Raw genomic sequence first — 14,943 nt, 5'->3', positions numbered from 1 at the left:
TGGTCTCCTCAGCCGATCGCCGTGCGGGCGGGGACGTCGTCGGTCAACGGCGTGCCGGTGACAGCGCGGAACACGTCGTCGAGGGTGGGCCGGTGCAACTGGATCGACCTCGGCGCGTACCCCGCGCTGTCGAGCAGCCGCAGGAGTTCGGCCAGCACGCGGTCGCCGTCGCCGACCGTCAGCCTGAGCGCGGTGCCGTCGTCGGTCACCGTGTGCACCGACGGGTGGGCGGCGAGGACCCGCACGGCGGCGCGGTCGACGTCGACCGTGACGACGTCGCCCGCCAACCCGCGCTTGAGTTCGTCCGAGGTCCCCTGCGCGACCACGACCCCGCGGTCCACGACCAGCAGCCGGTCGCACAGCGCGTCGGCCTCGTCGAGGTAGTGGGTCGTGAGCAGCACCGTCGTGCCGCGCAACGCCCGCAGGTGGTCCCACAGGTCGTCGCGGCTGCTCGGGTCGAGGCCCAGGCTCGGCTCGTCCAGGAACAGCAGCGCGGGGGAGTGGACCAGGCCGAGCGCGATGTCGAGCTTGCGCCGCTGGCCGCCGGAGAGCGTGCCGACGGCGCGGTTCTCCAAACCCGCCAGCCCGAGGAGTTCGCACAGCTCGGAGGCCCGGCGGCGGGCGGTCGTCCGGTCGAGCCGGTACAGCTCCGCCTGGAGCACCAGTTCCTCGCCGACCCGGCAGCGCGCCTCGGTGCCGCCGCTCTGCGCGACGTACCCGATCCTGCGCCGCACCAGGGCCTGCTCGGTCAGCAGGTCCGCCCCGGCGACGGTGGCGGTGCCGGACGTGGGGCGCAGCAACGTGGTCAGCATCCGCAGCGTCGTGGTCTTGCCCGCCCCGTTGGGACCGAGCAGGCCGACGGTCTCGCCCGCCTCCACCCCCAGGTCCACGCCGCGCACGGCCTCCACCTCGCCGAACGACCGCCGCAGCCCGCGCGCGTCGATGATCACCAGCCCACCGCCACGGCCGCCACCAGTTCCCGCTTGTGCGTGATCGACACGGTCACGTGCGTGATCCCGGCCGCCTCCGCCGCGGTCGAAGCGCTGTCGCGCAACGACACCGACGGCGCTCCCGAGCCGTCGCGGACCACCGAGATGTGGCTGGGCACCACGCCCTGGAACAGCCCGGTGCCCAGCACCTTCAGCACGGCCTCCTTCGCGGCGAACCGGCCCGCCAGGAACTCGCCGCCCCGGTCCGCCGCCAGCGTCTCCGCGTGCGCCAGTTCGGCGTCGGCGAAGGCGAAGCGGCGGAACCACGTCCGGCTCAGCAACCCGTCCAGCTCGTGGCGGGTCAGCAGGTCAATACCGAGGCGCATCGACGTCCACCGGGAAGTAGTCGCTCTTCAACAGGCCCTGGAACACCGACAGCCGGTGCAGGTTGCTGGTGCCCTCCATGAACTCGAACGCCCGCAGGTCGCGGTAGGCCTTCTCCAGCCACGGGTGCTCGACCAGCGACGCCGGGCCGAGCAGCTCGGCGGCGAGGATCGTCGCCTGCTCACCGAGTTGCGCGGCGCGCATCTTCACCGAGCCGATGCGGTGCGCGTTCACCACGTTCCGGTCCACGTCCGCGGCGACCTCGTACATCAGCCTCCGCACGGCGGCGATGCGGTCGTTCAGCGCGTCCACCCGCGCCTGGTCGGCCTTCGGCAGCACCGGGCGGTGCTCGGCGAGGTAGTCGACAGCGGCCTGCGTCAGGCCCAGCGTCATCGCGCCCAGGCCGGGCCGGAACCGCAGCAGGGCGTGCAGGGCGCCGTAGATGCCCCGGCGGCTCGGCGGGCGGTGCCTGCCCAGCACGCGCTCCGCCGGGATCCGCACCCCGTCGAAACTGAGGTGGCTGATCCGCGCGCCGCGCAGGCCGATCATCGGCAGCAGCTCGCCGGTGAAGCCCTCGTCGGACGGGTCGACCACGACGGCCTCGATGCCCCACGGGCCCGGCGCGCGGCGGGCGAACACGACACCGAGCTGCGCGCGGGCGCCGTTGCCGATGTACTTCTTCTCGCCGTGCAGCAGCCAGTCGTCGCCGTCGGGCACGAGCCGGGTCTCCAGCTCCAGCGCAGCCGAACCCTTGCCCGGCTCGGTCAGGCCGAAGAACGTCCACTTCGGACCGTCGTTCACCCGGCCGAAGAAGTCCTCCCGCTGCCCGTCGTCACCCAGTTCCCGCACCACGTCCCGGCACAGGCCCGCGCCGGGACCGGCCAGGATCGCGCCGGGGTCGCCGTGCGACAGCGCTTCCAGCACGACGCACAGCGCGGTGCAGGTCGGGTTGAACGGGTCCACGACCGGGTCGCCGGTCTGGAACTCCGGCGGGGTGAAGATCTGGCCCAGCACCCCGAACGCGGGCAGGTGCAGGAAGTCGCGGATCGAGTCCGGGTCGCGGTCCAGCGCGATCCCGACCTCGCGGAACGTCGGCGACACCTCGCGGCACTGGGAGTGCAGGCGCCGCAGCGGTTCGGCGAGCGCCTCGCCGCCGCGCTCGACGTCGTGGCCCAACAGGCCGGTCATCGGTCCTCCTCGCCGGGGTGCAGGTAGACGTTGCCGGTGACCTCGGCCAGGTGCAGGTCGCCGCCGGGACCGGAGACGAGGAAGCTGCTCGCCCCCAACAGGGTCAGCAGCAGCCGACCGGCCCGGACCAGGCCCTGGTGGGCGCGCCACCGGGTCGCCGCGTCGTGCGGCCGCAGCGCCTCGCTCTCGCGGATCTCGATGGCCACGTCGGCCAGCGAGGCCTGCACGAGCTGGCGGTCCAGCAGCGTCGTGCCGACAGAGGTGCGGCTGTTCAGGTGCTCCAGGGCGTGGGCGACGCCGTCCCGCAGCACGTGGCGGTGCAGGTCCAGGAGGCCGTCGGCGAACCGGTCGAGCACGGCCGCCCGGTCCGGTTCCGAGCGGTCCACCCCCAGGCCGAACCTGGCCAGTGGGCTGTCGCCCGAGGCGGTGTCGCGGGAGGCGACGACGACGCCCGACGCCGAGGCGACGAGGTGGTCGCCCGCCGTGCGGTCGTGCAGCGCGTCCAGCAGCGCCGGGTAGCTCACGTGGTGCCCTCCGTGTCTCGGCGGCGCAGCAGCGCCGCGTGGCTGCGACCCGTGCGCGGGTCGGTGTCGCACAGGACGACCGCGTCGTGGCGGTCCGCCCACTCCTCGTGGTGCCGGGCCAGGTCCAGCCACAGGCTCGTGCAGTACGAGCCGGGCGCCACCCGGTGGTCGGCCAGCCCGGTCGCCGCGACCTGCTCGGCGTCGGTCCACGGCCCGGCCACCACGAGCGGGTGCTCGCCCTCGACGGTGTCGCGGAGCAGGGCGCGCAGGTGGCCCGCCGGCGGCACGGCGGCCACCTCCCAGCGTCCGGAACCGTTGTCCAGCACCAGGACCGCGGCCGAGTCCGCGAGCTTGCCGTCCCGCGCCAGCGGCTCGTCCTGGCCGAACGTCGACTGCTCCACCACGACCACCGCCGCCTGCCGGCAGCGGCCGGACCTCGCGTAGGCGTTGCCGATCCGCAGCGCGGTGAACGGCGCCCGCAGGCCCTGGTCGGAGATCGCGAAGTTCTCCGACCCCCCGCCGACCAGCTTGTCGACGTGCCCGCCGATGGAGCGGAACGGGTAGTGGTCGGGCAGGCCGTGGGCGATCACGACCAGGTCCGGCTCCGGCCGTTCACCGAGACCGTCCAGCGCGCGCTCGGCCAGCTCCTGGAACCCGATGTTCGCGCCCTGCTTCAGGAACTTCTCGTCGAACGGCACGTCGAACGGCGCCAGCAGGTCCTGCTGGTAGGACACCAGCCAGTCGTCGCGCTGGTAGGGGTGGCGGTGGTCGGCGACGTAGGCGCTCGCCGACCGGAGCGTCAGCGCCACGTCAAACCGAGACGTCGAGGTTGCCCTCGATGTAGTCGGCCAGCGTGCCGATGGTCTGGAAGTTCTCCATCTGCAACGACTCCGGGTCGACCTCGATGCCGGTCTGGTCCTCCAGCGCCATCAGCAGCGTCAGGACGGACGTGGAGTCCAGGTGCAGGTCCTCGAACAGGCGGGTCTCCTCGGTCACGTCCGAGTACTCCCGCTGCATGATGTCCGACAGCGCCCCGGTGATGGTCTTGACCACGCTCGAACGATCCATTGTGGACTCCTAGTCTCCGATAGCGATGAGCTCCTGCTTGCCCAGCAGGTCGTCGACGGTGTCGCGGCGGCGCACCAGGTGCGGTGTGCCGTCGAGCACCAGCACCTCGGCCGGGAAGCCGTGGCTGAGGAACAGGCCGGGGGAGGCGGTGGGGCCGTACGCGCCGGACCGCTCGACGCCGAGCAGGTCGCCGGGCCGCACCTCCGGCAGCGCGACCTGCTTGGCCACCACGTCGTTCGGCGTGCACAGCGGACCGGTGATGTTGTACGGCCGGAGCGCGGGCTCGGTGTAGCGGGTCAGCGACCGCACCGGGAAGTTGCGTTTCACGAAGCTGCCGATGCCGACCGCGGCCATGTGGTGGTTGGTGCCGCCGTCGGCGACCACGAACCACTCGCCCATGGACTCCTTGACGTACCGGGCGCGCACGACGTACGTCCCGCACCAGCCGACGAGGTAGCGGCCCAGTTCGGTGATCACCCGGCAGCCCGGCCGCCGGTCGAGGAACTCGGCGACCGCGGTGTTCACGCCGGTCGCGAGCAGGTCGACGTCGAGGTCCTTCTCGTTGTCGAAGTACGGCACGCCGAGCCCGCCGCCGACGTCCACGGTCCGCAGCTCGAACCCGAGCGCGGCCGACAGCTCCTCGGCGGCGGCGAGGATGCCGCGGGTGTTGTGCACGACGTCCTCGGCGTCCAGGATGCGCGTGCCCATGTAGCCGTGGATCCCGATGACCTCGACGTGCCGCAACGACCTCAGGAACGACCGGGACCGCAGCAGCACGTCCTGGTCGACGCCGAACTGGCGGGGTTTGCCGCCCATCGCCAGGCGGGCGCCCTTCGACTCGAACGACGGGTTGACCCTCAGCATCACACGGGCGCCGCCCGGCACCCGCATGTCGTTGAGCAGCTCCAGCTCCTCCAACGACTCCGCCACGATCGCGTGCACCCCCAGTTCGAGGCACGCGATCAGCTCGTCGAGGGACTTGCCGGGCCCGAGGAAGATCACGTCGTCCGGCGCGGCGCCCGCCTGCTTCGCCGTCACCAGTTCCACCAGTGACGACACCTCGATCCCCGCGCCGAGCGAGCGCAGCACCGCGCACACGCTGACGTTGGGGTTCGCCTTGGCGGAGTAGAGGATGTCGACGCGCGGGTCGAGGCGCTCGCGCAGCGACAGGTACACGTCCCGCAGCACGTCGCCGTCGTAGACGTACAGGGGTGTCCCGAACTCCTCCGCCAACGCGCTGATCGGGTGGCCCTGCACGGTGTACTCGCTCGTCATCGGCTCTCCAGCGTGGTGAGTGCGGTCTCGGTGGCGGCGTCCAACCCGGCCAGCCGCGCCCGGTCGGGAGCGACGAGGACCGCGTACAGGCGTCCCTCGAACGGCGCGTCGTCGGCCGCGTTCGCGTTGACCGTGCCCGCGCAGGTGATCACCACGCGCTCGCCGTCGCGGTCGTCCAGCAGCGGACCGAGTGCCGCGCGGACGGCGTCGAACGGGGTGCGGGCGGCGAGCCGCAGGGTGTAGTGCTTCGCGAGGCAGGCGCTGCCGTCGGGCAGCAGGCGCTCGGTGACGCCGCCCTGGTAGGTCGACATGTTGAGCCGCGCGTTGATCTCCAGCAGCGGGTGCAGCACTCCGTCCAGGCCCAGGATCGCGTCCACGCCCGCGACGCCGCTGAACCCGTCCGCGTGCAGCCGCTCCCCGATGACCGAAGCGGCGTGCCGCAGCTCGTCGTGGTGGCGCGGCTCCAGCTCGGCCGGGACCAGGTGGCCCTTGTGGACCCCGTCCGCGGTGAGGGCCTGCTTGACGAAGTCGAACACCACGGCGCCGTCTCGGCCGACGGTGAACTGGTAGTTGAGGTCGAACCTCTTGGGCAGCCAGCGCTCCACGACGACGTGCAGCCGGTCGTCGCCGCTGCGGGCGGCCCGCCTGGTGACGAGCTTGCGGAGACCCGAGGCCTTGACCTTGCCGTCCAGCACCACGAGTCCCTTGCCGGACACGCCGTACGCGTCCTTGACCACGACCCGCTCGCCCTGCTCCACCAGCGGCTCGACCTCGTCGAGCACGGCCAGGAACTCGGCGACCGTCTCGCACTCGAAGCCGGGCACGGGGCGCAGTCCGGCCGACACGGCGACGCGCCTGCCGTAGATCTTGCTGTTGACCCGCTCGAACACCTCGGCGCCCGGCACGGCGAGCGGCAGCCCCGTCGCCTCGGCGAGCTTCTGCTCCAGCACCGTCGTGCCCATCGGCAGCAGCACGCCCGCCGTCGACCGCAGCGCTTCCAACAGCACAGGGGAGTCCAGCGCGTCCTCCGCGGTGGACCGGCTCGGGTCGACGTTCTCCGGGACCAGCACGGTCGGCAGCGCGAAGCCGAGTTCTTCCGCGTAGCGCCGGAAACCGGGGTCCAGGGCCTCGGAGAGCACCAGGAAGTCGTCCGGGCCCGCCAGGAGGACGCCCAGCTCCTCCATCCGCCGCACGAGCCGCGTCGAGCCGGAGAACGGCACGGCGGGCAGGCCGACGTGACCCTTGGCCCACAGGGCTTCCGCCTCGAAGTTGCACACCAGCACGAGCGGGGTGTCCTCGCTCCCGGTGAGCGCCTTCTTGATACCCCGCAGGTAGTCCGTGGTCATGCCGTCCCTCCGCGGTGCTCGATCACCATCGCCGCGTAGGTGGCCCCCAGGCCCACCGACGTCAGCAGGTACAGGCCGCCCTCGACCAGCCGTCCCTCGTCGCGGAGGGTGGCGTAGTTGAGGAACGGGTCGGCGCAGCAGCAGTGGCTGTAGCGCCCGATGTTGTCGAAGAACGCCCGCGACCGGTCGATGCCCAGCTCGTCGAGCGTGCGCCACCAGAGCAGCCTGCTCACGTTGTGCGGCACCAGCATGGTGATGTCGTCGAGCGTGAGCCCGGCCTGGGACAGGGCCTTGTGGATCGCCTCGGCCAGGAACGCCGTGTAGTTGTCGTTGAACTCGGTGACGAGGTCCTCGGCCAGGTACACGCCGTCCGACAGCAGCACCTGGGTCTTGGTCCCGTACGCCCGCACCACGTCGCCGGTGCCGCCCGCGCCGACCAGGCACGCCGTCGACGCCTCACCGAGGATGGTGGTGTTGTTGACGACCCGGAACCTCGCGGTGACGGGCTTCTCCCCGGTGATCACCAGCGCGCGGGCCGTCGGGTCGTCCTCGGAGCGCAGCAGCTCGCCCGCGATGTCGATCGCGGCCAGACCGCTCGCGCAGTGCTGCTGGGTGACCGCGAACGCGTCGGCGTCGGCCAGCCCGAGCGCCTCGCGGATCACGTCGGCGGCGTCGACGTGCGACGGCGTCACGTCGAGCACGGTGTGGGCGAACAGCAGGTACTTGATCACGCTCGGGTCCGGGGTCGCCTTGACCACCAGGTCGGCGGCGGCCGTGACGAGACCGAACAGGTCGAGCTGGGCGTCCTCGTGCAGGCGGTCGAAACCGTGGATGTTGCGGAACATCCGCACGACGTACCTGTGCAGCCCCAGCGATTCCCCGACGGCCTCGATGGGGACCGAGTTGCTCGGTGTGTAGGCGGCGATCCGCTCCAAGGTGGTGACCCGACTGGACATGCCGCCGACGTTAGGGAGGTCGGCCGGGTCGCAGCATGGGGGGAATCCCTACACCCGCACCCTACCGAGGGGTTTGAGGAGGCAGTCGAACGCGGGACCGGTGGGGGTGAACGCGGTGGTGGCGATCGGCGTCCAGCCCCAGCGCAGGTAGGCGGAGCGGGCGAGGTCGTTGCCCGGTTCGACGCAGATGAGGCCGCGCTCCTCGGTGCGGGAGCGCAGGAACTCGTCGTGCAGGGTGCGCGCGATCTCCCTGCCGCGCCACCGCTCGCGCACCATGATCTCCTGGATGAACACCGTGCGGGCCCCCGTCTCCGCCGTGATCTCGGCGGGCAGGACGTCCTTCAGCGGCGACCACCAGCGCGTGTGGCCGGGCAGGGCGAAGCCGTAGAGGTAGCCCGCCGTCTCGTCGCCGTCCTCGGCCGCGAGCAGGCCGAACCCCGGCTGCCGCGACGCGATGACCAGCCGGTCGCGGAACCGGTCGTCGGCGTAGTACGGGATGCCCGCGAACGGCGGCACGGCGTGGACCTCGCCGTGCACGCGCACGGCCTCGTCCAGCACCGCGCGCGTCTCCTCCGCGTCGCGGCGGCGCAGCGTCACTGGTCTCATGACGCCCGATCCTGTCCGCCGGGAGCCGTGCCGGTCCACGCCGCGAGCCGGGATTACTGGGCGGAAGAGGGGTTTTCCCCCATGCTGCGGTTCGGGGCCCGCTCTACCGTCGGCACGGGTGTCGGCCTCGGGAGGCAAAGCGATGGGACAACTGCGCGTCGACTTCACCGGTGCTCGCGGTGGTGAGGGACCGGTGACCCTCGGCCAGGGCAACGTGCTGGAGTGGATCGGCGCGCAGCGCCAGGAGCGCTCGGACATCCTGTGCCGCTTCGTTCCGGTGCCTGTCGGCGTGACGGCGGCCGACATCGGCGAGGTGCTGGCCGTGCTGATCGCGCGGCACGAGGCGCTGCGCACCACCATCGTCCCCGGCGAGCGCGCGAGGCAGGTCGTGACGGCCGTGGGCTCGCTGACCGTCGAGCTGACCGAGCTGGACGGCCCGGACGTGGAGCCGCTGCTGCGGGAAAGCCTGGCGGGCCAACCGTTCGACTACGCCGAGGACTTGCCGGTGCGGGTCGCCGTCGCCACCCGTGACGGCGTGCCGCACCTGGTCGCGCTGGCGTTGTCGCACCTGGCGACGGACTTCGCCAGCATCTCGCTGGTGGCCGCCCAACTCGCCGCGATGATGGCCGATCCCGCGCTCCGCGTGGTCGGCCCGACCGCGCACCAGCCGCTCGACCAGGCCGCGCTGGAGGCCACCGAACCCGCTCGGCGGCGGGCCGGTGCGGCGGTGCGGTTCTGGGAGAACCAGTTGCGCCGGATGCCGCAGTGCGTGTTCTCCGTGCCCGCCGCGGGGGAGGAGGGCTGTCGGGAGGGGTACCTGAGCTCACCCGCCGCGGGGCTGGCGCTGCCCGCGATCGTGGCGCGGACCGGGGTCAGCCACTCGACCGTCCTGCTCGCCGCCGCGGCGACCCTGCTCGCGGTGCGCACCGGCAACGCCCGCGGCGCGCTGGTGTCCATCTGCGGCAACCGGTTCCGGCCCGGCATGGCCGACTACGTCGGCACGATCGCGCAGGACGCGCTGGTGCCGTTCGAACTCGGCGAGTCCACTGTGGACGCGGTGATCCGCGGTGTGCAGGTGGCCACCATGAACGCCTACCGGTACAGCCAGTTCGAGGCGCGGCGGCTGTGGCCGGTGATGGACCGCGTGGCGACCGAGCGCGGCACCAGGTTCCAGCGCGACTGCGTGTTCAACGACGTCGGCGCGCACGGCGAGGTGCGGGTGATCGACCCCACGCCGCCCACCGCCGTCGCGCTCGCCGCGCAGCAGTCCTCGTTCTCCTGGCTGCCCGCCACCTCGTACCCGGTGGCGTTCTACTTCACCGTGATCAGCGCGGGCAGCGACGTGCGGCTGGCGCTCTACGCCGACACCCGCTACCTGCCGCCCGCCGACATCGAGGGGTTCCTGCGCGGGGTCGAGGCGCTGCTCGTCGCGTCCGCCGCCCGCGAGGTGCCGGTGGCGGAGGTCCCGGCGATCACCGGGATCGTGCCGGTCGACCGCGGCGACGGCTGGGTGTGCGTCGACTCGTGCTGGGTGGAGCTGGCCGAGGTCAGGAGGGTGCTCGCGGAGGCGACCGGCGGGCAGGCGGCGGTGTTCGGCTCCGACGAGCTGGTCGGGTACGTCGTGGCGGACGAGAAGCCGCAGGCGATCCACGAGAAGTGCGTGGCGCTGCTGCCCGGCCGGTACACGGCGATGGCGCCGGGCAGGTACGTCGTGTGCGCCGCCGCGCCGGACGACCTCGACGACCTGGACGCCTGGCGGTCGATGCCGGTGCTGGCGGAGGGCACCGGCCGGTAATCGTGTTGCGCCGGGGCGGGTCCTCGCCGAAGGTGGTGCGGTGGTCGTGCTCCGGGAACTAGAGGTCGACGACTGGGCGGATTGGCGGGAGCTGAGGCTCGCGGCGCTGCGCGACGCGCCGGAGGCGTTCGGCGCGAAGCTCGCCGAGTGGCAGGGCGCGGGCGACACCGAGCGGCGCTGGCGCGACCGCCTCGACGGCGTGCACAACGTGCTGGCGTACTTGGACGGCGAGCCCGCGGGCATGGTGAGCGGGATGCCGAACGGGCACGGGGTCGAGCTGATCTCGATGTGGGTCGCCCCGTTCGCCCGCGGCCGAGGGGTCGGCGATGCGCTGGTCGACGCGGTCGTGGACCGCGCGGACGGCACCGTCTCCCTGGCGGTGAAGGAGTCCAACCACGCCGCCGCGGCCTTGTACCGACGGCACGGCTTCGTGGACGACGGCCCGAGCGGCGACGGCGAACGGCGGCTGGTCCGCCACCCGACCGGCTCGTGGCTCACGCCGAAGGCGGAGGTCCGCGACTCGCCCATCGAGGGCCTGGGCCTGTTCGCCACCGAACCGATCGCTGCGGGCGAGGTCGTGCTGCGCCTGGGCGGCCGCCTCATCGACGACACCGACCTGGCGGCGCTCACCCCGCCGTACAGCAGCCTCACCGTCGGCGTCGCCTGCCACCTGCTCCTGGACCCGGCCCACCCGGTCCGCTACGGCAACCACTCGTGCGACCCGACGCTGTGGCACGTGGACGCGACCACCGTCGTCGCGCGGACCCGCGTCCGAGTGGGCACAGAACTGACCCTCGACTACGCCACGCACACCGGCGTCGAGTCGTGGCGGATGCCCTGCCGCTGCGGCAGTTCCGCGTGCCGGGGCAGCGTGTCCGGCGCGGACTGGCGCCTACCGGACCTCCGGCACGCCTACGGCGACCACTGGAGCCCGCCGCTGCTGGACCGCATCCGGTCCTGACCCGACCGCGAGCCCTAACCGGACTCCGCGCCCGACAGCCGCTGCGCCACCCCGACACGGGACTTCACCCCCAACTTGGTGAACATCCTCGCCAGGTGCGCCTCCACGGTCTTCGCGCTCAGGAACAGCCGCGCGGCGATCTCGCGGTTGGTCAGCCCGTCCGCGACCAGTCGGGCGATCTCCCGTTCCCGCACCGACAGCGCGTCCACGGTGCCGACCGCGTCCGGGCGGCGGGGCCGGGGAGCGCGGGCGCCGAGCCTGCTCTCGCTGTTGCGCACGCGGGTCAGCAGCCAGGACGCCTCGCAGGCGGCGTAGCCGGTCTTGGCGCGGCCGAACTCGACGCGCGCGCGTTGCAGGTCGCCTGCCGCGGACAGGGCCACGGCGGCCACGTCGTGGGCCATCGCCCGGTACAGCGGGGCCCCGGCCTCGGCGAACCGGTGGGCGGCGGTCTCCGCCTCGTCGACCGACAGCGGCAACTGGCCGCACTCGGCGAGCACGCGGGAGCGGGCGAGGTGGGCGAACCCGCGCAGGAACGGGAGGTCGAGCGCGGAGGCCAGCACCAGCGCGTGCTCGGACAGGTCCAGCGCCTCGTCCAGCGAACCGAGGTGCGCCTTCGCGACGGCGAGGGACCCGCACCACCGCACGGCGTGCAGGCCGCCCACGTCCATCGGGTCGTCGCCGACGTGCGGGGCGATGTGCTCGACCGCCTGCGCGGGCCGGTCGGCGAACAGGTGGACGACGGGGACGAACAGGTCCGCCTCCTCGGCCCACCACCGGGACTTCGCGCGGACCGCCGCCAGCGGCAGTGCGGCTTCCGGCCCGCGCTGCCACAGCGCGGAGCGCAGCTCCACGGCGTTCGCCATCGCGGAGGTCTCGGGGCTGCCGATGAGCGCGGACGTCTCGCGCGCGTCCTCCGCCCGCCGCCGGGCCTGCGAGAGCCTGCCCGCGCGGGCGTGCAGCGCCGAGTCCACGATCAGCAGGTACGGCAGCACGTGCGTCTGCCCGTTGGCCCTGGCGATGGACAGGCCGCGCCCGAGGTGCCGGGAGCTGTCGGCGTGGTGCTCCAGGTGCAGTTCGAGCCACGCCAACGGGGGCAGCACGTGCAGGTGGTCGCGGAGTTCGGTGTCGGACAGGCCGTCGACCAGCCGCACCGCGTCGGCCAGGTGCTCGCGCGCCTCGGCGATCTCCGCGCCCTGCAACGCCGCCATGCCGAGCACGGTCGTGCCCGCGGCCCGCTGGCCCCGGTCGCCCGCAGCCGTGGCCACGGCGGTGCGCGCGTGCGCCGCGCACCCCGGCAGGTCACCGCGCAGCAGGTCGGTCGCGGCCAGTTCGACGACGATCCGGCCGCGTTCGGCGGGATCACCCGACGCCTCGGCCTCCAGCAGCGCGCGGGCCTCGTCCAGCCTGCCGAGCAGCCGGTCCACGACCGCGCAGAACCGCACGGCCACCGGGCGCAGCGGACCGGACTCCTCCAGTACCTCGTGCAGGATCTCCCGGCTCTCCTCCAGCCTGCCGGTCAGCCCCAGCGCCCTCGCCAGCAGCAGCAAGACCTCCGCCCGCCGTGGCGCGCGCTCGGGCAGCAGCCGCAGCGCGGTCCGGGTCCACTCGACGGCGTGCGCGGGAGCGTTGTCGAGCGCGGCGGTCGCGGCCTCCACCAGCGTGGTGATCACGTCGTCGTCACCGCGCCGGGCCGCACGGCTGAGGTGGTGCGCCCGCAGCGGCAGCGGGCCGCCGCGGGCCCGCAGGTACTCCTCGGCCCGGCGGTGGCCGTTGATCCGCCACGCGGGACCGGCCGACTGGTAGGCGGCGGCGCGCACCAGCGGGTGCCGGAAGCGGAACCGCGAGCCCGCCACGTGCACGACGCCGAGCGCCACCAGGTCGTCCAGCGCGTGGAACACCTCGTCCTCCGGGGCGTCCGCGATGCTGGTGACCAGGTCCAGCTCGGCCGGGTCGCCCGCGATGGCCGCGGCCTGCGCGACGAGCCGCCGCACGGCGTCCAGCGAGCGCAGCTCGGTCATCAGCAGCGCCTGGAGCCGTCGCGGCATCTCGTCCGGGTCGGCGTGGCCGGGGTCGGCGAGCGCCGCGACGGTCCGGTCGTCCACGCGGGCCAGCGCGTCCAGGTACAGCGGGTTGCCGCCGCTCGCGGCGAGCAGCAGCCCGCGGCGGCGCTCGGACGCGTCCGGCAGGAGTTCCGCCACGTCCTCCGCCCCGAGCGGGCCGGGTGCCAGGCGGGTCACGTCGGCCCTGGTCCTGGCGAGCGCGGCGGGCAGCCCCGGCGGCACGTGGTGGCCGCGGTAGGCGACGGCGACCAGCAGCGGGACCCTCGGCATGTCCTGGAGCAGGTGTTCCACCAGTTCCAGCGACGCCTCGTCCGCCCAGTGCAGGTCGTCCAGCAGCACGACCAGGCCCGGCGGTTTCGCGAACCGGGCCACCACCCGGCGGACCGCCCGGTACAGCCGGTAGCGCTCGGCCCCGCCCGCCAGGCCCGCGGCGAGGTCGGGGGACAGCGCGTCCAGCACCGTCCGCGCCTCGTCGTCGTCAACGCCCGCGAGCCGTTCCAGCGCCTCCCCGACCATGCCGAACGGGACGTCGCGCTCGTATTCGCCCGCCCGGCCTGATACCAATTCCATTCCGTGGTCTACGGCCATTCGGGCGAGTTCGTCCAGTAATCGGGTCTTGCCGATTCCGGTCTCGCCGTGGATCTCCACGACCTGCGGCCGGTTATGCGGCAATCGGCGCAATATCTCGGTGAACTTGCCTATCTCGACCCGTCTGCCTGCTGTTTTCGTTCCACCTGTGGTAGGGGAGGCGTCCGGGTCGGCGGCATTCACCACTCGCGATCTCCTCGATTCCGATTTATGCGGAGTCGGAAAAAGTGATCTTAAGTGACTGATCAAGACCTGTCGATCAGTGCAAATGCGGAACCCCTATGGACGCTATTCGCCCTGGAACCGGTACTCCCAGTTCTGGCCGATCACGTCCCGTCCGAACAGCCGCTGGGGTCGTTCGTCCACCAGGACGAACCCCTGCGCCTGGTAGATCCGCCGTGCCTGGTCGAGGCCCGCCACGGTCCACAGCACCATCCGCCGGTAGCCCGAACGCCGGGCGAAGCGAACGCACTCGTCCACCAGCCGCGCGCCGATGCCCAGGCCGCGCGCGGACGGCTCGACCAGCAGCAGGCGCAGCTTCGCCGTCTCGTCGTCCTGCCGCACGCACAGGATCGAGCCCACCGGCTCGCCGTCGACCTCCGCGATCCACGCCGCCTCGCGGTCCGGGTCGTGGCCCGCGCCGAAGTCCGCCACGACACCCGCGACGAGCGCCTCGAACGTCGTGTCGTACCCGCACTCCTCGGCGTACCGGGCGCCGTGCCGGTGCACGATCCACCCCAGGTCGCCGGGTCGCGGCGGACGCAGCACGTACGCCCGCGGGGGAGCGTCGCCCAGCGTGCGGCGGATCGTGGTCATGGCGGTCACGAGCCCGCGCCGGTCGGTCTCGGGCACGTCCGCCAGCAGCGCTGCGACCTCGGCCGACGACCGCGCGTCCAGGTCGGCGAACACGGCGCGGCCGTGGTCGGTCGGCCGGACGAGCTGGCGGCGGCGGTCGGTCGGCGACGGTGCGCGCACGGCGAGGCCGTCGGCCTCGAAGCGGGTCAGGATGCGGCTCAGGTAGCCGGCGTCCAGGTCGAGGTCGCCGCGCAGGTCGGCGACCTCGCACCGGTCGCGGTAGACCAGCTCGAACAGCACCCTGACCTCGGTCGCGGAGTACGGGGAGCCCAGGTAGCGGTCCAGCAGACCGATCACGCGGGTGTAGAAGCGGGTGAACGCGCGCACGTCGGCGACCGTCATCGTTGACCACCTCAACAGAGTCGTTGACCGGGTCAAGGATATCACCGGACGGGCGCGGCGGTGGGG

Annotated in this window: 14 protein-coding genes; 2 read left to right on the top strand and 12 right to left on the bottom strand. The window is 73.0% G+C overall.

What is annotated here, in order from left to right:
* Positions 1 to 8: 8 nt before the first annotated feature.
* The 10 genes from NZH93_RS47545 to NZH93_RS47500 are packed head-to-tail and all read right to left on the bottom strand — an operon-like array spanning position 9 to position 8,276.
* A complete protein-coding gene (locus NZH93_RS47545) occupies positions 9 to 947 on the bottom strand; it encodes an ATP-binding cassette domain-containing protein (protein ID WP_372507032.1) in 939 nt (312 codons plus the stop codon).
* Positions 947 to 1,315: a holo-ACP synthase gene (locus NZH93_RS47540; protein ID WP_259629977.1), complete on the bottom strand. Its 369-nt coding sequence runs from the start codon at positions 1,313 to 1,315 to the stop codon at positions 947 to 949. Before NZH93_RS47540 ends, NZH93_RS47545 begins: the two co-directional genes overlap by 1 nt.
* Positions 1,299 to 2,501, bottom strand: a complete 1,203-nt coding sequence (locus tag NZH93_RS47535; protein WP_259629976.1) for an acyl-CoA dehydrogenase family protein — start codon at positions 2,499 to 2,501, stop codon at positions 1,299 to 1,301. The genes NZH93_RS47540 and NZH93_RS47535 overlap by 17 nt, the downstream gene beginning before the upstream one ends.
* The gene (locus NZH93_RS47530) at positions 2,498 to 3,025 is read right to left on the bottom strand and encodes a hypothetical protein (RefSeq protein ID WP_259629975.1); all 528 of its coding nucleotides are present in this window, start codon (positions 3,023 to 3,025) and stop codon (positions 2,498 to 2,500) included. The genes NZH93_RS47535 and NZH93_RS47530 overlap by 4 nt, the downstream gene beginning before the upstream one ends.
* Positions 3,022 to 3,834: a hypothetical protein gene (locus tag NZH93_RS47525; protein ID WP_259629974.1), complete on the bottom strand. Its 813-nt coding sequence runs from the start codon at positions 3,832 to 3,834 to the stop codon at positions 3,022 to 3,024. Before NZH93_RS47525 ends, NZH93_RS47530 begins: the two co-directional genes overlap by 4 nt.
* A 1-nt stretch (position 3,835) precedes the next feature.
* A complete protein-coding gene (locus NZH93_RS47520) occupies positions 3,836 to 4,093 on the bottom strand; it encodes an acyl carrier protein (RefSeq protein ID WP_259629973.1) in 258 nt (85 codons plus the stop codon).
* Between the two features lie 9 nt (positions 4,094 to 4,102).
* Positions 4,103 to 5,368, bottom strand: a complete 1,266-nt coding sequence (locus NZH93_RS47515; RefSeq protein WP_259629972.1) for a type III PLP-dependent enzyme domain-containing protein — start codon at positions 5,366 to 5,368, stop codon at positions 4,103 to 4,105.
* Entirely contained in the window at positions 5,365 to 6,714 is a 1,350-nt protein-coding gene (locus tag NZH93_RS47510; protein WP_276025386.1) for a preATP grasp domain-containing protein, read from the bottom strand. Before NZH93_RS47510 ends, NZH93_RS47515 begins: the two co-directional genes overlap by 4 nt.
* Entirely contained in the window at positions 6,711 to 7,670 is a 960-nt protein-coding gene (locus NZH93_RS47505) for a 3-oxoacyl-[acyl-carrier-protein] synthase III C-terminal domain-containing protein (RefSeq protein WP_259629971.1), read from the bottom strand. Before NZH93_RS47505 ends, NZH93_RS47510 begins: the two co-directional genes overlap by 4 nt.
* A gap of 48 nt (positions 7,671 to 7,718) precedes the next feature.
* A complete protein-coding gene (locus NZH93_RS47500) occupies positions 7,719 to 8,276 on the bottom strand; it encodes a GNAT family N-acetyltransferase (RefSeq protein WP_259629970.1) in 558 nt (185 codons plus the stop codon).
* Positions 8,277 to 8,418: 142 nt separating this feature from the next.
* Here NZH93_RS47500 and NZH93_RS47495 point away from each other — a divergent pair, with 142 nt between their 5' ends.
* Together NZH93_RS47495 and NZH93_RS47490 are read left to right on the top strand one after the other, a co-directional pair.
* Complete coding sequence (locus NZH93_RS47495) at positions 8,419 to 10,071, top strand: condensation domain-containing protein (RefSeq protein ID WP_259629969.1); 1,653 nt, start codon at positions 8,419 to 8,421, stop codon at positions 10,069 to 10,071.
* Positions 10,072 to 10,111: 40 nt separating this feature from the next.
* Positions 10,112 to 11,032 (top strand): GNAT family N-acetyltransferase, encoded by a 921-nt coding sequence (locus tag NZH93_RS47490; RefSeq protein WP_259629968.1) that lies wholly within the window; start codon positions 10,112 to 10,114, stop codon positions 11,030 to 11,032.
* A 14-nt stretch (positions 11,033 to 11,046) separates the two neighbouring features.
* Here NZH93_RS47490 and NZH93_RS47485 read toward each other — a convergent pair whose 3' ends face one another.
* Both NZH93_RS47485 and NZH93_RS47480 read right to left on the bottom strand, forming a co-directional pair.
* Positions 11,047 to 13,863: an ATP-binding protein gene (locus NZH93_RS47485; RefSeq protein WP_259630006.1), complete on the bottom strand. Its 2,817-nt coding sequence runs from the start codon at positions 13,861 to 13,863 to the stop codon at positions 11,047 to 11,049.
* Between the two features lie 105 nt (positions 13,864 to 13,968).
* Positions 13,969 to 14,877 carry a bifunctional helix-turn-helix transcriptional regulator/GNAT family N-acetyltransferase gene (locus NZH93_RS47480; RefSeq protein ID WP_259629967.1) on the bottom strand — a complete coding sequence of 303 codons (909 nt, stop codon included), beginning with the start codon at positions 14,875 to 14,877 and terminating at the stop codon, positions 13,969 to 13,971.
* Positions 14,878 to 14,943 lie beyond the last annotated feature (66 nt).

Origin of the sequence: Umezawaea endophytica, assembly GCF_025061645.1 — a bacterium.
GTDB classification, from domain to species: domain Bacteria; phylum Actinomycetota; class Actinomycetes; order Mycobacteriales; family Pseudonocardiaceae; genus Umezawaea; species Umezawaea endophytica.
This window is presented reverse-complemented; position numbering and strand designations above follow the sequence as displayed.